Origin of the sequence: Vibrio sp. nBUS_14 (assembly GCF_051201655.1) — a bacterium.
In the GTDB taxonomy this organism is placed as follows: domain Bacteria; phylum Pseudomonadota; class Gammaproteobacteria; order Enterobacterales; family Vibrionaceae; genus Vibrio.
The window spans coordinates 2,527,619-2,546,729 of sequence record NZ_CP179206.1; the positions used below are offsets into that span (position 1 = coordinate 2,527,619).

16 protein-coding genes are annotated in these 19,111 nt (G+C 43.2%); 8 read left to right on the top strand and 8 right to left on the bottom strand.

Features of this window, described 5'->3' with window-relative positions; translation table 11 throughout:
• Window positions 1-94 precede the first annotated feature (94 nt).
• Window positions 95-850, bottom strand: coding sequence for a MipA/OmpV family protein (locus ACMAZD_RS11885; RefSeq protein ID WP_017107262.1), 756 nt, complete (start codon window positions 848-850; stop codon window positions 95-97).
• 347 nt (window positions 851-1,197) lie between these two features.
• Between ACMAZD_RS11885 and ACMAZD_RS11890 the strand changes: the two genes are divergently transcribed.
• From ACMAZD_RS11890 to ACMAZD_RS11900, 3 genes are all read left to right on the top strand, one after another.
• The gene (locus ACMAZD_RS11890; RefSeq protein ID WP_029223565.1) at window positions 1,198-3,132 is read left to right on the top strand and encodes a PrkA family serine protein kinase; all 1,935 of its coding nucleotides are present in this window, start codon (window positions 1,198-1,200) and stop codon (window positions 3,130-3,132) included.
• An 82-nt stretch (window positions 3,133-3,214) separates the two neighbouring features.
• Window positions 3,215-4,486 (top strand): YeaH/YhbH family protein, encoded by a 1,272-nt coding sequence (locus ACMAZD_RS11895; protein WP_102350301.1) that lies wholly within the window; start codon window positions 3,215-3,217, stop codon window positions 4,484-4,486.
• 10 nt (window positions 4,487-4,496) lie between these two features.
• On the top strand, window positions 4,497-6,059 hold the full coding sequence (locus tag ACMAZD_RS11900) for a SpoVR family protein (protein ID WP_435247378.1): 1,563 nt from the start codon (window positions 4,497-4,499) through the stop codon (window positions 6,057-6,059).
• Window positions 6,060-6,240: 181 nt separating this feature from the next.
• On the opposite strand, the gene sohB is transcribed toward ACMAZD_RS11900, so the two are convergent.
• Entirely contained in the window at window positions 6,241-7,308 is a 1,068-nt protein-coding gene (sohB, locus tag ACMAZD_RS11905) for a protease SohB (protein WP_435247379.1), read from the bottom strand.
• 137 nt (window positions 7,309-7,445) lie between these two features.
• Here sohB and ACMAZD_RS11910 point away from each other — a divergent pair, with 137 nt between their 5' ends.
• The gene (locus ACMAZD_RS11910) at window positions 7,446-8,186 is read left to right on the top strand and encodes a YciK family oxidoreductase (RefSeq protein WP_435247380.1); all 741 of its coding nucleotides are present in this window, start codon (window positions 7,446-7,448) and stop codon (window positions 8,184-8,186) included.
• A 124-nt stretch (window positions 8,187-8,310) separates the two neighbouring features.
• Here the strand turns inward: ACMAZD_RS11910 and ACMAZD_RS11915 are convergent, their stop codons facing one another.
• Window positions 8,311-9,252, bottom strand: a complete 942-nt coding sequence (locus tag ACMAZD_RS11915) for a chemotaxis protein CheV (RefSeq protein ID WP_435247381.1) — start codon at window positions 9,250-9,252, stop codon at window positions 8,311-8,313.
• Between the two features lie 168 nt (window positions 9,253-9,420).
• Window positions 9,421-10,638 (bottom strand): sugar metabolism global transcriptional regulator Mlc, encoded by a 1,218-nt coding sequence (gene mlc, locus ACMAZD_RS11920; protein WP_435247382.1) that lies wholly within the window; start codon window positions 10,636-10,638, stop codon window positions 9,421-9,423.
• A 320-nt stretch (window positions 10,639-10,958) separates the two neighbouring features.
• Here mlc and pyk point away from each other — a divergent pair, with 320 nt between their 5' ends.
• Window positions 10,959-12,407, top strand: coding sequence for a pyruvate kinase (gene pyk / locus ACMAZD_RS11925; protein ID WP_435247383.1), 1,449 nt, complete (start codon window positions 10,959-10,961; stop codon window positions 12,405-12,407).
• A 142-nt stretch (window positions 12,408-12,549) separates the two neighbouring features.
• Here pyk and ACMAZD_RS11930 read toward each other — a convergent pair whose 3' ends face one another.
• Entirely contained in the window at window positions 12,550-13,764 is a 1,215-nt protein-coding gene (locus tag ACMAZD_RS11930) for a patatin-like phospholipase family protein (RefSeq protein WP_435247384.1), read from the bottom strand.
• Window positions 13,765-13,805: 41 nt separating this feature from the next.
• On the bottom strand, window positions 13,806-13,895 hold the full coding sequence (locus ACMAZD_RS11935) for a YnhF family membrane protein (RefSeq protein WP_114633799.1): 90 nt from the start codon (window positions 13,893-13,895) through the stop codon (window positions 13,806-13,808).
• A gap of 145 nt (window positions 13,896-14,040) precedes the next feature.
• Between ACMAZD_RS11935 and ACMAZD_RS11940 the strand changes: the two genes are divergently transcribed.
• From ACMAZD_RS11940 to ACMAZD_RS11950, 3 genes are all read left to right on the top strand, one after another.
• Window positions 14,041-14,634: a porin family protein gene (locus ACMAZD_RS11940; protein WP_435247385.1), complete on the top strand. Its 594-nt coding sequence runs from the start codon at window positions 14,041-14,043 to the stop codon at window positions 14,632-14,634.
• 498 nt (window positions 14,635-15,132) lie between these two features.
• Window positions 15,133-16,593: a sodium-dependent transporter gene (locus ACMAZD_RS11945; protein WP_435247386.1), complete on the top strand. Its 1,461-nt coding sequence runs from the start codon at window positions 15,133-15,135 to the stop codon at window positions 16,591-16,593.
• Window positions 16,594-16,595: 2 nt separating this feature from the next.
• A complete protein-coding gene (locus ACMAZD_RS11950; RefSeq protein ID WP_435247387.1) occupies window positions 16,596-16,694 on the top strand; it encodes a methionine/alanine import family NSS transporter small subunit in 99 nt (32 codons plus the stop codon).
• Window positions 16,695-16,752: 58 nt separating this feature from the next.
• Here the strand turns inward: ACMAZD_RS11950 and ACMAZD_RS11955 are convergent, their stop codons facing one another.
• Both ACMAZD_RS11955 and ptsG read right to left on the bottom strand, forming a co-directional pair.
• Window positions 16,753-17,157 carry a hypothetical protein gene (locus ACMAZD_RS11955; RefSeq protein ID WP_435247388.1) on the bottom strand — a complete coding sequence of 135 codons (405 nt, stop codon included), beginning with the start codon at window positions 17,155-17,157 and terminating at the stop codon, window positions 16,753-16,755.
• A 224-nt stretch (window positions 17,158-17,381) separates the two neighbouring features.
• The gene (gene ptsG / locus ACMAZD_RS11960) at window positions 17,382-18,812 is read right to left on the bottom strand and encodes a PTS glucose transporter subunit IIBC (RefSeq protein ID WP_435247389.1); all 1,431 of its coding nucleotides are present in this window, start codon (window positions 18,810-18,812) and stop codon (window positions 17,382-17,384) included.
• Window positions 18,813-19,111 lie beyond the last annotated feature (299 nt).

Here is a 19,111-nt window from a genome sequence, read left to right on the forward strand (position 1 = left end):
ATCAGCTCTAACTTTTAAAAAGTTTCAAAAAAGGGTTACTCATCATGAGTAACCCTTTTTTAATGTCCGCATTTAGAGAGAGAAACCAAAGTAACTAGAAAACGTAAGCCACACCAACGTTCGCGGCCATGTTGATGCCACTTTCAAGTATTGGACTGTTCTCGATATCGCCCTCTAGGTTAGTGTAACGAACGCCCCCCGTAAGTCGAATACTCGGCGTTACATGTAGATAACCACCTAGACTAATAAAGTACTGGCCATCCCAACCAGCCTCAAATTCGTTTAGATTCGTTCTTGCAGCTTCTGCTGAACTCACGCCGTATAAGTGATTATTTAAACGTTCACCATTATAAGCGTAACCAATTGAAGGCGTAATCGCCCAACCATTACGGCGAATAGGTAGACGCCATGCTGCCTCAGCATAAAGCCCATTGTGTTGAAAGCCAATGTCTGAACCAGCTGTCGCTTCAAACATTCCAACGAGAGTAATCAACTGATAGCTTATTCCACCTAAAACTGAAGCTTTGCGCTCATCTAAGTTCTGGATATCAACGTTGCCAGAATCACTGGGCTTCAAGGTTCTCGGATCATAAACAGCTCGTAAGACAACATTTTGTGGTGAGCCTGCTGGTAATAAACGATAACCAGCACTAAACCCACGCATAAAAAAGTACTCACCTTCATAACCTATCATTGGAATAACCGCACGATTTGACGGCGTATCTTTATAGACGGCAGGAGAGTAAGAGGCTGCAACCCCTAAGGACCACTGTGATATTTGCGCATGAGCAGCTGTCGTCCCCAATGTTGTAGTAACGATAGTGAGGACTTTTAGCCAATGACTTTTCACATTTTTTCCTAATAATGAGCAAGATTAACAAGATGGTACATTGTACAACACTGCTATTAACAAAAATAATAACAATGACCGATCGGTTTAACGAGTAATAATTCACCACAAGAATCTAAATTCCCCCCAAATCACCAAAAATAACTAGCAAACCTCTAATACAAGAAATATCAATCCGATTTATCTCCAGTTATTCATTGCTATCTCAAAATTTTTTTCATGAAAAATTGTAAATAAATACATAATTGTTAAGCAAAATTGTGGAAGCGGGTCTAACCTTAAAATGTAGGGAGAGCCTATTTTCAATCGCTCGTCAGTTTTGACTGGTTAACAAGGGGAATGTGACTATGAGTATTTTTGACCACTATCAATCACGTTATGAAGCAGCCAAGGAAGAAGAGCTCACATTGCAAGAGTTCTTAGGGCTGTGTAAAGACGATAAAAGTGCTTACGCTAACGCTGCTGAGCGCTTATTACTGGCCATCGGCGAACCGGAGGTTATAGACACCGCTCAAGACCCCCATCTAAGTCGTATTTTCTCGAACCGTGTCATATCGCGCTACAGCGAATTTAAAGATTTCTATGGCATGGAAGATGCGATTGAACAGATTGTTTCTTACCTAAAACACGCAGCACAAGGCTTAGAAGAACGTAAGCAGATCCTTTACCTACTTGGCCCTGTGGGCGGTGGTAAATCTTCTCTTGCAGAAAAGCTAAAAGCACTGATGCAAAAGCTACCAATCTATGTGTTGTCTGCTGATGGTGAGCGAAGCCCTGTGAATGATCACCCCTTCTGTCTATTCGACGTAAACGAAGATGGCGATCTTTTGAAACAAGAGTATGGCATAGAGAAGCGTTACATACGCTCTATCATGTCACCTTGGGCTGCTAAACGTCTCCATGATTTCGGTGGTGACATTTCTAAATTCAAAGTCATCAAGCTGCGTCCTTCGATTCTCGACCAAGTTGCGATCGCGAAGACAGAGCCGGGTGATGAAAACAACCAAGATATCTCTTCACTTGTAGGTAAAGTCGATATTCGTAAACTTGAGCACTTCTCTCAAGATGATCCGGATGCCTACAGCTACTCAGGTGCGCTATGTAAAGCCAACCAAGGTGTGATGGAGTTTGTGGAAATGTTCAAGGCGCCAATCAAAGTCTTGCACCCACTACTCACCGCCACGCAAGAAGGTAACTTCAACGGTACCGAAGGGCTTTCCGCGTTGCCGTTTGACGGCATGATTTTGGCTCACTCAAATGAGTCAGAGTGGCAAACTTTCCGTAACAACAAGAACAACGAAGCCTTCCTTGACCGTGTCTACATAGTAAAAGTCCCTTACTGTCTACGCGTCTCTGAAGAAGTGAAGATATACCAGAAATTGCTTGAGCACAGTGAACTCTCCAATGCACCATGTTCACCAAGTACGCTCGCTCTGCTATCGCAATTCAGCATTCTTTCGAGACTGAAAGAACCTGAAAACTCTTCTCTGTTCTCAAAAATGCGTGTTTACGATGGTGAAACCCTTAAAGACACCGATCCAAAAGCGAAAAGTTATCAAGAATACCGAGATTATGCTGGCGTTGACGAAGGCATGTCTGGGCTATCAACACGTTTCGCCTTTAAGATTCTGTCTCGCGTGTTCAACTTCGACCAAGCCGAAGTGGCGGCAAACCCGGTTCACTTGTTCTACGTTATTGAACAACAAATCGAACGTGAACAGTTCCCTCAAGAAACCGCTGAAAAGTACCTTGAGTTCTTGAAAGGATACTTAGTACCACGTTACGTAGAATTCATTGGTAAAGAAATTCAGACCGCTTACCTAGAGTCTTACTCTGAATACGGACAGAATATCTTCGACCGTTACGTCACCTACGCTGACTTCTGGATTCAAGACCAAGAGTACCGCGATCCAGAAACAGGACAGCTATTTGACCGTGCTTCTCTGAATGGTGAACTAGAGAAAATCGAGAAAACAGCTGGGATCAGTAACCCTAAAGACTTCCGAAATGAGATTGTGAACTTTGTGCTTCGTGCCAAGGCGAACAATAACGGTCAAAACCCAGTTTGGACGAGCTACGAGAAACTGCGCACTGTGATTGAGAAGAAAATGTTCTCCAACACAGAAGAGCTACTTCCTGTTATTTCTTTCAATGCTAAGACCTCAACGGATGATCAGAAAAAACATGACGACTTCGTTGCTCGTATGATGGAAAAAGGCTATACCGAGAAACAAGTTAGATTGCTATCCGAGTGGTACCTAAGAGTTCGTAAATCCTCATAACCAAACTGTATTGAGCTGTTCAAGTGAGCAGCTCGTACATAATAAAATGTAGGATCGTGACATCAGCTGAGAGGGAGTTCTTATGGCACAATTTATCGATCGGAGGCTCAATGGCAAGAATAAGAGTGCTGTAAATAGACAGCGCTTCTTAAGACGCCATAAAGAGCAAATCAAAGAATCTGTGGCCGATGCAGTTAACCGACGCTCAATCACCAATACTGAAACAGGTGAAGACGTTACTATTCCTCATAAAGACATCAAAGAGCCTAGCTTTCACCAAGGCCAAGGCGGCATAAGAGAACGCGTTCATCCAGGTAATGACCAGTTCATCACAGGCGACAAAATCGAACGCCCTAAAGGTGGTGCTCAAGGTGGCGGTTCAGGTCAAGGTGATGCAAGCCCTGATGGTGAAGGCCAAGACGAATTTACCTTCCAAATATCAAAGGATGAGTACCTAGACATTCTCTTTGAGGATCTGGCACTCCCAAACCTAGAAAAAAATCAGGTCAATAAAATCACCGAATGGAAGATACACCGCTCTGGTTATCAAAGTGCCGGGATTCCATCCAACATCGCCATTGTCCGCTCTCTACAACAATCCCTCGCTCGCAGAACGGCGATGACGGCGGGTAGAAAGCGTGAATTGAATGTACTGATGGAGCAGCTCGACCAAGTTAAAATGACTGAGCCTGCACAACCTTTTGAAGAAACACGTCTAAAAGAAGAGATCACCGAACTGCGTAAACGTATTGAGAGCGTGCCATTCATTGATACCTTCGATTTACGCTACAAAAACTATGAGAAGCGCCCTATCCCATCTAGCCAAGCAGTAATGTTCTGCTTAATGGATGTGTCGGGTTCAATGGACCAAGCAACCAAAGACATCGCTAAGCGCTTTTATGTGTTGCTCTACCTGTTCTTGAATCGCACTTATGAAAACGTCGATGTGGTGTTTATTCGTCACCATACTCAGGCTAAAGAAGTCGATGAACATGAGTTCTTCTATTCGCAAGAGACTGGTGGCACCATCGTTTCTAGCGCCCTGAAATTAATGAAAGAGATTGTCGCAGACCGTTATCCTGCTAATGAGTGGAATATCTACGCTGCACAAGCTTCTGATGGAGATAACTGGGCTGATGACTCCCCTCGCTGTAAAGAACTGCTGGTCAATACGCTATTACCGACTTGCCAATATTATTCTTACATCGAAATCACGCGCCGTTCACACCAAACGCTTTGGCACGAGTACGAGAAGCTAGAAGCGAGCTTCGATAACTTCGCCATGAAGAACATTAAAACGGTGGATGATATTTTTCCTGTGTTTAGAGAACTGTTCCAGAAAGAGACAGCGTAAGGGGCTTGCCATGACAGCGAAATCAAACGTTGCAGAAAAAGACAAAGCGACACAAAAGAGAAACGACAAGATGCTACCTGATGGCCCAGATTGGACGTTCAACCTCTTAGAACAATATCACGTAGAAATTAAGCGTGTGGCGCAGCATTACCGTTTAGACACTTACCCGAACCAGATTGAAGTGATTACCTCTGAACAGATGATGGATGCTTACTCCAGTATTGGTATGCCCATCAATTACAGCCACTGGTCTTTTGGTAAGAAATTTATCCAGACAGAACAAAACTACAAACACGGCCAAATGGGCTTAGCGTACGAAATCGTGATCAACTCAGATCCGTGTATTGCTTACTTAATGGAAGAGAACACGGTTACCATGCAAGCGTTAGTAATGGCACACGCCTGTTACGGCCATAACTCGTTCTTTAAGGGTAATTACCTGTTCCAAACTTGGACTGATGCAAGCTCGATTATTGACTACCTATTGTTCGCGAAAAAATACATTACCGATTGCGAAGAAAAATACGGTGTAGCTGAAGTCGAGAAACTTCTCGATTCTTGTCATGCTCTCATGAACTACGGCGTAGACAGATACAAACGTCCAGAGAAGATTTCCATTGCGGAAGAAACCGCAAGACAAGAAGAACGTGAAGCGTATCTGCAATCTCAAGTGAATGAGCTTTGGAGAACCGTTCCTCAAAACAAAAGCAAGGAAGAAGAGACTAAGATACGTTTCCCTAGTGAGCCTCAAGAGAACATTTTGTACTTTATTGAGAAGAACGCCCCACTGCTTGAACCTTGGCAGCGTGAGTGTGTTCGTATTGTTCGCAAGGTAAGCCAATACTTCTATCCTCAGAAACAAACTCAAGTAATGAATGAGGGTTGGGCAACCTTCTGGCATTACACCATTCTTAACCACCTTTACGACGAAGGCTTGGTGAGTGATAAGTTCATCTTAGAGTTCCTACACAGTCACACCAGTGTGGTTGCTCAACCCGCCTACAACAGCCCTTATTTCAGTGGGATAAATCCTTATGCACTTGGTTTTGCGATGTTTAGAGACATCCGACGCATCTGTGAAGAGCCCACCGATGAAGATAAAGAGTGGTTCCCTGAGTTAGCCGGAAGTGATTGGTTAGAGGCGGTGCACTTTGCGATGCACAACTTCAAAGATGAAAGCTTCATCAGTCAATACCTTTCTCCAAAGATCATTCGTGACTTTAAGCTGTTCTCAGTGCTCGACGACGACCGTAAAAATACCATTGAAGTCAGTGCGATTCACGATGACCCAGGTTATCACCTGATTAGAGAAAAGCTCGCAGCGCAGTACAACCTAAGCAATCTTGAGCCGAATATTCAGGTGTTTAACGTCGATGTTCGTGGTGATCGTTCAATGACACTGCAATATGTGCCTCATGACCGTATCCCGCTAGATAAAGGCTACGATGAAGTATTAAAACACCTTTATCGTTTATGGGGCTTTGATGTGATTTTAGAAGAGCTAAAAGACACAGGTCATAGAGAGATATTGTCCACCTGTCCGAAACGAAATGATTATGGAGCCAAGATTTAGTGCTAATCACAGTAAGTGATTGGTATAAGACTCCGCTCCCCCTACAACATAGTGGTTAAACCCGCTCGGAAGTGGAGCAATAAAAAGCGCATAAGTCATCAGACTTATGCGCTTTCTTTTTATGGCTCAAACACCTTCAATAGGCACTAGAACTAGATACTAGAGATAAAACTAAATAAGCTTAAGCAATCGGCTTTTGGCCGCGTTCAACCAGTTTCATCAGCACGCTGTCCGCAGATTTACCTGCCACGCCAGCTAGCTTGTCTGACAGCTTTTTCTTCTGTACGTAGTGAATCGCTAGAACCGTCTTATCCTTGCATGCCGCTACGACTAAATCATCAGAAGTGCTAATCTCATCCACCAACCCAAGTTCATGCGCTTGTGTACCAAACCAGTGCTCACCTGTTGCTACTTTTTCAAGATCTAGCACTGGTCGATGGTCACGAATGAAGTCTTTAAACAAACCATGAGTTTCCTCTAGCTCTTCTTTAAACTTCTCGCGTGCTTTATCACTGTTCTCACCAAACATAGTAAGCGTGCGTTTGTACTCACCTGCCGTTAGCTGTTCGAATTCAATATCGTACTTTTTAAGCAGTTTGTTGAAGTTTGGCAGTTGAGCGATAACACCAATAGAACCAACAATAGCAAAAGGTGCAGATACGATTTTGTCTGCGATACATGCCATCATGTAACCGCCACTTGCTGCGACTTTGTCTACCGAGATAGTCAGAGGCAGACCAGCTACTTTGATACGATCAAGTTGAGAAGACGCCAAACCATAGCCGTGAACCATGCCACCGCCAGATTCCAGTTTAAGCAAGACTTCGTCACCTTCGCGAGCAACAGCCAGAACCGCCGTTACCTCTTCACGTAAAGAAGCCACTTCTTTAGCATCAATGCTGCCATTAAAATCGAGAACGAATAAGTGTGGTTCACGCTTGCTATCAAGCTCACCCTCTTTCGCTGCTTTCTTCACTTCTTTGCCACGTGATTTTACTTTTTCTTTTTCCGCTTTCTTTTCTGCTTTATCACGTGCTTTGATGAAAGCATCATCATGCAAATGGTGCTCTAGCTGTTCAATCGTTTGTTTGTGGTGCTCAGATAGGTTCGTGATTTCCAGCTCACCTTTAATTGCGCTTGATTTTCCACCCACAGATTTAGCTATCACTAAAATTGCAATGATGGCGATTACAACGGTCGCAATCTTGGCTAAAAACAGGCCGTAGTCCAACAAAAATTCCAATGTCATATCCCCTATTGTATGAATTAGTGTATTGTAACCATCTTGTCACGATTACCAAGAATTTCTCATCATTCCTGCGGTTATCTGTGTGATTAAACATCAATGGAATGACGAACATAATAAAAGAAAGAAGGATAAGCACAGTGGATTACCCAATCTCTACAGATGCCCTCAAAGATAAAGTAATTTTGGTTACAGGTGCCGGTGCTGGCATTGGTCGCCAAGCCGCACTAAGCTTCGCTCAACATGGTGCAACTGTCATTCTGTTAGGCCGCAATGTCAAAAACCTTGAATTGATTTACGACGAAATCGAAAGTGCTGGTTACCCGCAGCCTGCGATTATCCCACTGGATTTAAAAGGCGCGAAAAAACAGAACTACATCGACATGGCTGAAACCATCGAATCACAGTTCGGTCGTTTAGATGGTCTACTGCATAACGCAGGTGTGCTTGGCACGTTAAGTCCATTCGATCAAATCGATGAAGAAACGTTTGATAGCGTCATGCAAATCAACGTTAAAGCTGAATTTCTAATGACTCAAGCGTTACTGCCCGTCATTAAGAAAGCGGAAGCGGGTCGTATTGTCTTTACCTCTTCAACGGTTGGTCACTCTGGCCGCGCGTTCTGGGGTACTTACGCGATTTCAAAGTTTGCTACAGAAGGCATGATGCAAATCTTAGCCGATGAGCTTGAAGGTACCGATATCCGTGTTAATGCGATTAACCCAGGCGGTACTCAAACACGCATGCGTGCAAAAGCGTACCCAGGTGAAGATGCGAACAAACTAAAAACGCCACTCGACATCATCCCGCTGTATCTACACTTAATGAACCCAAGTGTGACAGATATTAATGGCCAATGTATCGACGCTCAACCTAAGTAGTTGATATTATAAACAATAAAAAGAAGTCGCTTTAATAGCGGCTTTTTTTAAGAAAAATTGCGCCTTCAATATTAGCTAACGTTTTCTATAAGGTCACTCAAAACAAACCGTACAGCTGAATTAATTATAAAATCTGGCGCATTCGCTCTTGAGTGACTTCAACCAAGAGATCCGGTTGGAATTTAGAAATAAAGCGGTTGCACCCTACTTTCTCAACCATGGCTTCATTGAAACTTCCGCTTAATGAAGTATTTAGCGTGATAAACAAGTCATGCATTCGTGGGTCAGTACGTACTTCATGGGTCAGTTTATAGCCGTCCATTTCAGGCATTTCGGCATCGGTGATCATCAGTAGTATTTCTTGATTAATGTCTTTGCCTTCGTCACACCAACCCTTCAGTAGGTTAAGCGCTTGTAGGCCATCGCAGCATTCAATAATGTTCAAACCCAATTGCGATAAGGTACCTTTGATCTGATTACGTGCGGTTGAAGAGTCATCAACGATAAGTACGTTACGTCCAACCATTTCATTGGCAAGCTGCTCATCTAAGACACCGTCAGAAATCGAAACATCATAATCGATGATTTCAGCGAGTACCTTTTCAACATCAATGATCTCAACGATCTTGTGTTGCTCTTCTTCTTGAATGTGCGTGATAGCCGTAAGGTAGTTAGCACGCCCAGTCGTCTTTGGCGGCGGCTGAATTTCAGTCCACGTCGTATTCACGATGTTACGAACTTGTCCAACCAAGAAGCCTTGTACGGTTCGATTGTATTCTGTGATGATCAAATTATTTTCTTGAGTCTCATCACGAGACGGCGGGAAGCCAATCGCGCTACGTAAATCGATAACAGGCACTGATTCACCACGTAAAGAAGCCACACCCGTAATGTGATGGTGGGAGCCCGGTAAGCGAGTTAACAATGGCACTTTTAGGACTTCTTTCACTTTAAATACGTTAATCGCAAATAGTTGACGACTATTTAAGCTGAATAACAAGAGTTCCAGACGGTTCTCACCGACTAGTTTGGTTCTCTGATCAACCGAATTTAAAACGCCAGACATACAACACCTTAGTGACAAATAATAACTGAGGCTACAATAGCCTACTTCAATAGGTTAAAGCAAAGCGCCATTGCACAGAATGCTTAAACTAAGTACAACAAATGACGTTATACATAGTTTAAGGAGATAATAAGAGTTCGGCAAGGCTATAAGAAGAGTAAAAGAGGCTTAACCTTCAATGACTTTCATCAATAATTGACCATCGTACAAGGCTTGTTTAACAAGCGCAGCACCTGGCATGGTTGCTTGCTTATAGAATCGAGATTCCACCAGCTCTAAATCTTGATGGTAAACCGATAAACTCTGCTCTTCGATACACTTTTGAATCGCGGGGTACAACACGCTTTTAGCTTGATTGATAACACCACCCACCAAGATTTTCTCAGGGTTGAATAGGTTAATCACAATCGCAATCGCAGAGCCTAGGTAACGGCCTAATTGTTCAATTACTTCTACCGCTAGAGGATCTCCCGCCGCCGCGGCAGCGCAGATTTGTTCAATCGTGACATCCTCAAACACAGTAAGTGTTGATTCTTCACCATTGGCTAATCGCTCTTTGACTTGCTCACGGATAGCCTGCGAGCTCGCCACCGTTTCTAAACAGCCTCGGTTACCACAATGACAAAGCTTGCCCTCTCTCTCAATCTGAATATGACCCAATTCACCGATGTTACCGTGACGACCTTGTAGAACTCGGCCATCTAGGATTATCCCGGCACCGACACCATGGTGAATCGAGATAAGAACTGAATTATCGTTATCTTGTGAGTGACCAAACAGCTTCTCGGCTAATGCCCAAGCTCGAGTATCATTGGCAATAAAGACCGGTAGACCCGTTTCTTTGTAGATCTCAGGGCCCAACGCTAAATTTTTAACGTTGTAGTGCGGCATCTGCAGCACAATACCTTGCTCAGAATTCACGAGACCCGGCAAAGTAACGGCAATGCTGGTGACCCTGTCGAGTTGTTCCGCGTAGGTTTGGAAAAACTCATCAATCTCATGCAGAAGACGAGCAAGCACATCCTCTTGGTCACGCTCGTGAATATCAATTTTAGTATCGATAAGCACATCGCCACCTAGTTCATGAAGCGCGATCGTGAGATACCCACGACCAAGACGCATCGACAGAAACTGCCAACCTTCATTATTGGTTTGCAAACCCACAGCAGGACGTCCACGAGTCGTGGCTTCTTGAACCGTCGTCTCATGGATAAGGTGGGCTTCAATAAGTTCGCGGGTAATTTTAGTAATACTCGCCGGAGCCAACTCACTTTGCTTGGACAGTTCGATACGAGAAATAGGACCTTTAAGGTCAATTAGTTTATATACACGACCAGCATTGACCTGTTTGATATGATCAATATGGCCCGGTTGAGCCATGTACATTTTACGCTCCAGAAATCATAAACGGGTTAATTTTTTTACTTTGCGAAGTAATTGTGAAGTGACTTGGTATATCGCCGTGACCAGCATCACGTATATACATGAATCTTTGTGTTTCTAGTCAAATAGTTTAAGAAAAATTAACACCCGCATCGGTAATTTGAGACTTAATTTTCATAAAAAAACATCGTGTTTGAGTCTTAAATTCAATAAATAACAGCAAATACAGAAATACCTTCCTAGCTCCCAATAAATTATCAATTAATGCATATACTTAATTCTGTCTTGTACAAGATTTTCTAGGTCTCACCTTCGGAGCATTCATGACATCAGAATTAAGAAAAACAAAAATCGTCACCACTTTAGGGCCATCAACAGATAAAGGTAACGTCCTTGAAGAGATCATCAAAGCCGGCGCCAATATCGTCCGTATGAACTTCTCTCACGGCAGCAGCGATGACCATATTCAACGCGCTGAAAAAGTCCGCGCAATAGCGAAAAAGTTTGGTACCCAAATCGCAATCCTCGGCGACTTACAAGGTCCCAAGATTCGTGTATCTACTTTTAAATACGGTAAAATCCAACTCGCAGTGGGCGACAAGTTCACGCTCGACAGTAGCCTAGGTTTAGGTGAGGGCAATCAAGAAGCCGTGGGCCTCGATTACAAAGAATTACCAAACGATGTGTCAGCTGGCGATGTTCTATTACTTGATGATGGTCGAGTTCAACTGAAAATCACCGAAGTCGAAGGCTGTCGCGTTCATACTGAAGTCACCATTGGTGGCCCACTGTCGAATAACAAAGGCATCAACAAAAAAGGCGGTGGACTGTCTGCAGAAGCACTCACTGACAAAGACAAGCGAGACATCATCACCGCAGCTCAAATCCAAGTCGACTATTTGGCCGTATCTTTCCCACGCAACGGTGCAGACATGCACTATGCTCGTCAATTAGCACAAGAAGCAGGATTAGAAGCTCACCTTGTCGCTAAAGTCGAGCGAGCGGAGACCGTTGCCACCGTTGAGAACATGGATGATATCATAATGGCCTCAGATGTCGTCATGGTGGCCCGTGGTGACCTCGGAGTGGAAATTGGCGACCCTGAATTAGTCGGAGTACAAAAACAGCTTATACGCCGTGCTAGAGCGCTTAACAGAACCGTCATCACCGCAACTCAGATGATGGAATCAATGATCTCAGCACCAATGCCAACCCGTGCCGAAGTGATGGACGTTGCCAATGCGGTACTTGATGGAACAGATGCGGTAATGCTTTCAGGTGAAACCGCTGCCGGTGATTACCCGGTTGAAACCGTAAAATCGATGGCAGAAGTCTGTATTGGCGCAGAGAAAATGGCGGGCATTAATAACCAATCTAATTACCGTATTGATCGCACCTTCGTTACCGCAGAAGAAACCGTTTCTATGGCGACCATCTATTCCGCGAACCATATGGAAGGCATTAAAGGCGTTGTCACTCTCACCGAATCAGGGCGCACTGCTCTTATGATGTCTCGATTAAGTGCTGACATGCCTATCTACGCTCTATCTCGTAATGAAGGGACACTGAACCGCTGTACCTTATATCGAGGAGTTACCCCTATCTACTTCGAGACAAAAGCCGAAGACAGCTTTGACATTGCACTATCTACGCTTACTCGCCTTAAGGAGAAAGGACACCTTAAGTTTGGCGACCTAGTGATCGTCACTCAAGGCGACATTATGGATGTGGCAGGGTCAACCAACTGTATGAGAATCTTGCCGGTCACTTAACATGGTTGTATTTGATTAGGTCAGTTCGTTGATGAGCGACCCTACCAAGATCAAAAAAGGGTTATTGAACTAAGTTCAATAACCCTTTTTCACTTCAGAACATGCTTAGCGGTTTGACGTACTAACTTATGAACCTCGAGTATTACTTCTCAGCAATGCTACTCACCAACTGTGGCATATGTGAGCTACGAGCGTTTTCCGTTGAAGTATAAGTTTCTACAAATCGGTAACCCGCCTCTAACCCTAAGTCGTAATCGTGCAGCAAATCTTCTTTATCGCTCATCAAAGAGCTCGACTTAAGCGGTTTGCTGGGTGCAATTTGAACAACAAACGCATCGTCCGGTGGAGAGTTCAAAAAGTTCTGAGTTAATGAATAGGTCTGATAATGAACCATCAACATGTCAGCTAAGCCAGAATCAAACTTATCGCCAATCAAATGACTTAAACGATAAATATCATCAGCACCAAATAGCCATCGTCCACCATTGAGCAGATCAAGATGCCCTCTATCGATCTTTTGCTCCTTTGAACGGAGAATTTGCTGCTGAAAGAATGACGTCCAATCGGTTTTCCATTGTTCAACTTTTTGTTGCCAATGATCTTGCACACTATCAAACGACTCACGAAACCATTCCAACTCCTCAGCAGATATAGGCTTAGGTGCTTTCATTAAGGCATGTTTACCTTGAATCTCCTTGGATAGCTCGGCTACCTCTTCCAATACAGGCTCAGTACGTATCACGACTATCGATCGAGCTTGCCTACGCCATGCTTCTTGCACAGGAATAGACGCAGACACGCCACCGTCAACATAAGCACGGTCACCAATGAAGATTTCATCATTGTACAGACGAGGGATGGCACAGGTCGCAATCATCACTTTGTACCAGTCTTCTCCCATCAGAGGAAAATAATGGTCTCGTAAATTTTTAGAATCCGTTACTGCCGCAGAGAAATGGCGATCACCTAAGGTTTGTCGTCCCAAATCAAGATCAAGCTTGTATGGGTAAGCCATGATCTGTTCTAAGGCCCACTCTAAACCTAAGTTCTGTCGCTTTCGTATATAAGAGAAAAGATTGAAGAATTCTGGAACCGTCGTCAAATCAAGAACGAAAGAACGACCTAGCCCTTTATCACGGCACAGATAGGCACACAAATTAAGCGCACCCGCTGAGGTGCCAAAGAATTCGTCGAAAGGGTCAAAATTAGAAAGAAGAAATGCGTCCAGTACACCAGCCGTAAAAATACATCTCTGTCCGCCACCTTGAGCGACCAAAGCTGTTTTTCCAGCAATAAACTTAGCGTAGTAATCCAAGTCTATTGCTGTATCAATATTGGTTATAATCCCACTATTCATGATTACCTGAGTATAAAAACTCAGCCTCGCAATAGATGGTATTAGCTACCAATCGCAATAAAACCAAATGAAAGAATGATGGTATAGATGATCGCTGTTATTTGTAGAGCATTTTTCAGATTATGGTCCATAGACACCTCTGGCTTATTATTAACTTTTTGAGTCTCTATATAAGTTCTATCAGGTGTGTGAAGTATCTTCAAGAATCGTCGAAATTAGTCGCACAATATTGATGTAACCATCACAATTAGTAAGTGTATGGATAAGGATATACTCATGAATAACAAAGCAAATATGATTGCGCTTGTTGCGCTAACTTCCGCTGCAAACTTGTATGCAGCACCGGAAATTATTATCACTCCGATGATTGGTTATACCGGTGGTGGAAGCGTCGAAGATCAGGATGGTAATACTTATGACATGGAAGGTTCAGAAAACTACACCTTCGCCATTGAAACTCCACTTGAGAAAGGTCGTATCGGCTTTTTCTATTCCAACCAGAGCTCTGAGTTAGAAACGCTCAATCTAAGCTCCTCAATTCAATACCTGCACTTTCAAAGCAGTATCTACTACCCTGCTTCCTCTGCGCTGTCAGGATATCTAGGGTTAGGTCTTGGTGCTTCTTACGTTGATGTAGGTTGGGCGAAAGATAAATATGGGTTATCAACTTCTATCTTTGGTGGCTTAGAGTACAAAGTCAGTGACCGCTTAGCGTTAAATACACAACTACGTTGGCTAGGTACTGTGGTCGACAACGACACCTCTGGTGTTTGTAACGTACCGAGCAATGGGCAAGACTGCATCATCCGCTTTGATACTGACTGGATGAACCAATTCCAAGCCAATGTTGGATTGAGTTTTACTTTCTAATGTATCGAGGATCACCTCATACCAATAGAAACCTGAATAATTGAAGATTTAAACTGCAGAATGTATGAATTTCAGTCATACACTCCATTTGAAAATAAAGTCATATGACCCAACAAAGTAAAAAAATAAAGACACATAAACCAGCAAATAACCAATAAACCAATTCATACCTCTGAAATAACCACTATTTAACATCTTAAAAACCATAACTCTACAGTTATTAAACATATCTAATCTATTGCTTTAACCATTCTAACTAGGTAGGCTCACAATCACGCATCAGCTGAATATTTCAGGTTATGCAAACACACATCAAACAATTAAGAATTATCCGCTGAGTTCTCCGATCGTTATCAATATAATAGTCTAATTTTTTGCTTAATAACGGAAGATAAAGTAAACAGTCAAACCGTTTGCCTGTTTTAGCTATCATTTCCTTCCCAAGCACAGCGTGACGAGAAGCTTCATACCTCAGTGAAGTTGTATAAGGAGTTAAATATGAAGCGAGAACAGTGGGGATCCCGAGCAGGATTTATCCTCGCCGCAGTAGGTTCTGCTATTGGTTTAGGGAACATTTGGCGTTTTCCATATATGGCTTATGAAAATGGCGGCGGCGCTTTCTTCATTCCATACCTATTTGCCATGCTTACGGCTGGTATCCCATTTATGATCCTAGAGTTCAGTATGGGTCAAAAATATCGTGGTTCTGCACCCGCCACCTTATCGCGCATCAACTCAAAATTTGAATGGCTTGGGTGGTTCCAGGTAGGTGTAGCAGCTGTTATTGCGGTCTACTATGTTGCAGTTATCGGTTGGGCAATTTCATACTTCGGTATGTCATTCAATCAAAGCTGGGGAACAGACACTAACGCATTCTTCTTCAATGAATACCTAGCTCTAGGTGATAACTCACCGACGAACCTAGGTAGCATCCAATGGGGCATCGCGGGTGCAATGTTACTTGCTTGGGCAATCACTTATGCCGCTATCGTTGGTGGGGTTAAAGCAGGTATCGAACGTGCGTCTAAAGTAATGATGCCAGTATTGTTCATAATGGTGATTTTACTTATTGGACGTATGGTTTTCCTACCGGGAGCTCTCGATGGTGTGAACTACATGTTTGAACCTGACTTCAGCAAAATCTGGGACGTAAAAGTATGGGCCGCTGCCTACGGGCAAATCTTCTTCACGCTAAGTATCGGTTTTGCAATCATGCTGGCTTACTCTAGCTATTTGCCTGAAAAATCAGATATCACGAACAACGCGTTTATGACGGTTCTTATTAACTGTGGTTTCTCAATTCTTGCGGGTATCATGATTTTCTCAGTTCTTGGCTACATGGCTCAAGAGCAAGGTAAACCATTAACGGAATTAGTATCAGCAGGCGTTGGCCTTGCGTTTGTTACACTGCCTGCTGCGATTAATTTACTTCCAGCACCGTATATTCTGGGTCCACTATTTTTCTTTGCACTTGTTGTGGCTGGTTTAAGCTCTCACATCTCAATTATGGAAGCGGTAACATCTTCAATTATGGACAAACTGAACTGGAACCGTAAAAAAGCAGCAAGTCTTGTTATTGGCGTTGGTGTTGTGGTATCTATGGCATTTGCAACTAACGGCGGTTTACTACTACTAGACCTGGTCGATCACTTTGCTAACAACGTCGGCATCATGGTAGGCGGATTCATTGAAATCCTTCTAATGGCATGGCTACTAAACAAAGTTAGCGATGTACGTGCGTATGTAAATGATATTTCAGATTTTTCTATTGGCATATGGTTCAACGTATGCCTACGCTTCGTTACTCCGGTTATGCTTGCAATCATTCTTGCAACGAAGCTAAGTGCACTATTTACAGACGGTTACGGTGGCTACGACCTGACTCTTGGTTGGGCAATGATCGCAGGATTACTAGCGATTGGCATTATCATAAATATGACAAGTAAGAAGGAAGCATAATCATGACAACCAGCGCAATTATTATGATGGTTCTTGGCCTTGGTATCACTTGGGGTGGTGCAGCTATTTGCATAAAGCGTGCAATGGACAAACAGAATTAACCTCATTTAAATCAATCCAAAATGCCAGCTACTAAGCTGGCATTTTTTGTCTCATCGCCTAGAACTTGTAAGTGACACCCAACGCGCCACTCAATTGCAACTCAACACCTTTATACATATCGAGTTCAGGATGAACTTGTGCGTAAGCATTCCAACCTTCATAGAAATTCACTTTCACGCCTAACGGCACACGCAGACCAAAATCATCATTCCATTCAGCCCAAGCACCTGCACCAACATACCAACTTAAAGGCGCTTCAGTTTCAAACTGACCGCGCTTAAAAATATAATCAAATGCTGCACCATCATTACCGACTGTGGCGCGATACTTCTGATCAAACTCAACAACAACACTTAGATCTTGGTCGACGGCCAAGCCAACTTCTAGGTTTGGAGCTTCAGAGGCATGAGCTAATGAGGCTCCGCTGCAGTACATAAGGCCAATTAGATAACGATGTTTCATAGTATTCTCAGACTGTTTTAAAAAACGGTAGATTACTTAAATCACAACGGATGTTGTCATCATAAAGTTAAGATAGGAAGTACCCAAAGCGGACAATTGAGCATCATAACATCAAGTTGTTCGATAACTGATTGAGTGGAAAGGAATAAAAATAGCAAGGAATTCCGTTGAGCAGAAAAAAAAGGAGGCCTTTAGGCCTCCTTTCAATTTATTGAATCAGTAAATTAACCGTTGTTACGGATCCACTCATCCATGTCTGTCTTAAGGTTGTCAGACTTAGTACCGAAGATAGCTTGTACGCCACCAGCAACTACAACAACACCTGCAGCGCCTAGTTTCTTTAGTTTGTCTTGGTCAACAGTTTCTGTATCAGCAACTGCTACACGTAGACGAGTAATACAAGCGTCAAGACCAGTGATGTTCGCTTTGCCACCGAATGCAGCAACTAATTCACCAGCAAGCTCTGTACCAGTAGCAACGATTTCGTTTTCTGACTCGTCTTCGCGACCTGGAGTTTTAAGGTCAAGAGCTTTAATCACAGCGCGGAATACAATGTAGTAAACAACCGCGTAAACAAGACCAAGACCGACAAGAAGAAGCATATTCTCTGCGCGTGGAGATTGAACAACAAAGTCAATGAAACCGTTCGAGAATGTGTGACCATGAACAATACCTAATGCGTTAGTTAGCATGTATGCAACACCGGCAAGTACAGCGTGGATAGCATAAAGAACTGGAGCAACAAATAGGAATGAAAATTCGATTGGTTCAGTGATACCCGTTAGGAATGAAGTCAACGCAGCAGAAGCCATGATGCCCATTACTTTAGCGCGGTTTTCAGGCTTAGCTGAGTGCGCAATTGCTATTGCAGCAGCAGGAAGACCGAACATTTTGAATAAGTAACCACCCGCTAACTGACCGAAGCCATTGCCCGCTGCGCGAGATGCATCATCAGCAGTAAGGAAACAAGTCATAATACCATTTACTTGTTCACCAGCGTTGTTCACACAAGAACCCGCTTCGTAGAAGAATGGTACGTTCCAGATGTGGTGAAGACCAAAAGGAATCAGAGAACGCTCAACAACACCGTAAATACCAAATGCCATTACTGGATTTTGGTTTGCAGCCCAATCAGAGAACGCCGCAATTGCACCACCGATTGGAGGCCAAACTACAGAAAGAACTAAACCTAATGCGATGGATACAAAACCAGTAACGATTGGCACTGCACGCTTACCAGCAAAGAAGCCTAAATATTCTGGAAGTTGAATACGATAGAACTTGTTGAAAGCCCAACCAGCAACACCACCAGAAAGGATACCTCCAAGAACACCAGTCTCGATACCATCAACGCCCATTACTGTTGCCATAACTTTAAGTGTAGCAACCATTATGCCGTAGCCAACAACAGCTGCTAGACCAGCAACACCATCATTGTTTGTAAAACCAAGTGCTGTACCTACAGCAAATAGCAGAGCCATTTGACCGAATACTGAACCGCCAGCTTGTTCTATTAAGTGAGAAACCACTTCAGGAAGGAAACTAAAGTTTGCCGCACCGACACCAAGCAAAATACCCGCAACCGGAAGAACTGATACTGGTAGCATCAGAGCCTTACCGACTTTTTGCAAGTTGGCAAAAAGATTCTTAAACATGTTTATGCTCCTGATAAAGATAAAATAATCATATGGGTCCTAACGGCACACCCCCGTAGCCTATAATGTTAGCACCCAGTGAAAATGTAACCATGTATTGCATTATATTTTCTGACGCTAAATATATATTGATGGCGAACTAACTTTCTAGTCACTTACGAAATTTAGTTTCAAAACACGTCTTGGATCACATGTCAAATCAAGAAATGCAATGCTTTACAATGCACTAAGTTACTGAAAATAAAAAATATTTTTCAATAGCTCTATTATTTTACTAGGTAAATAAAATAGGAGAGAAT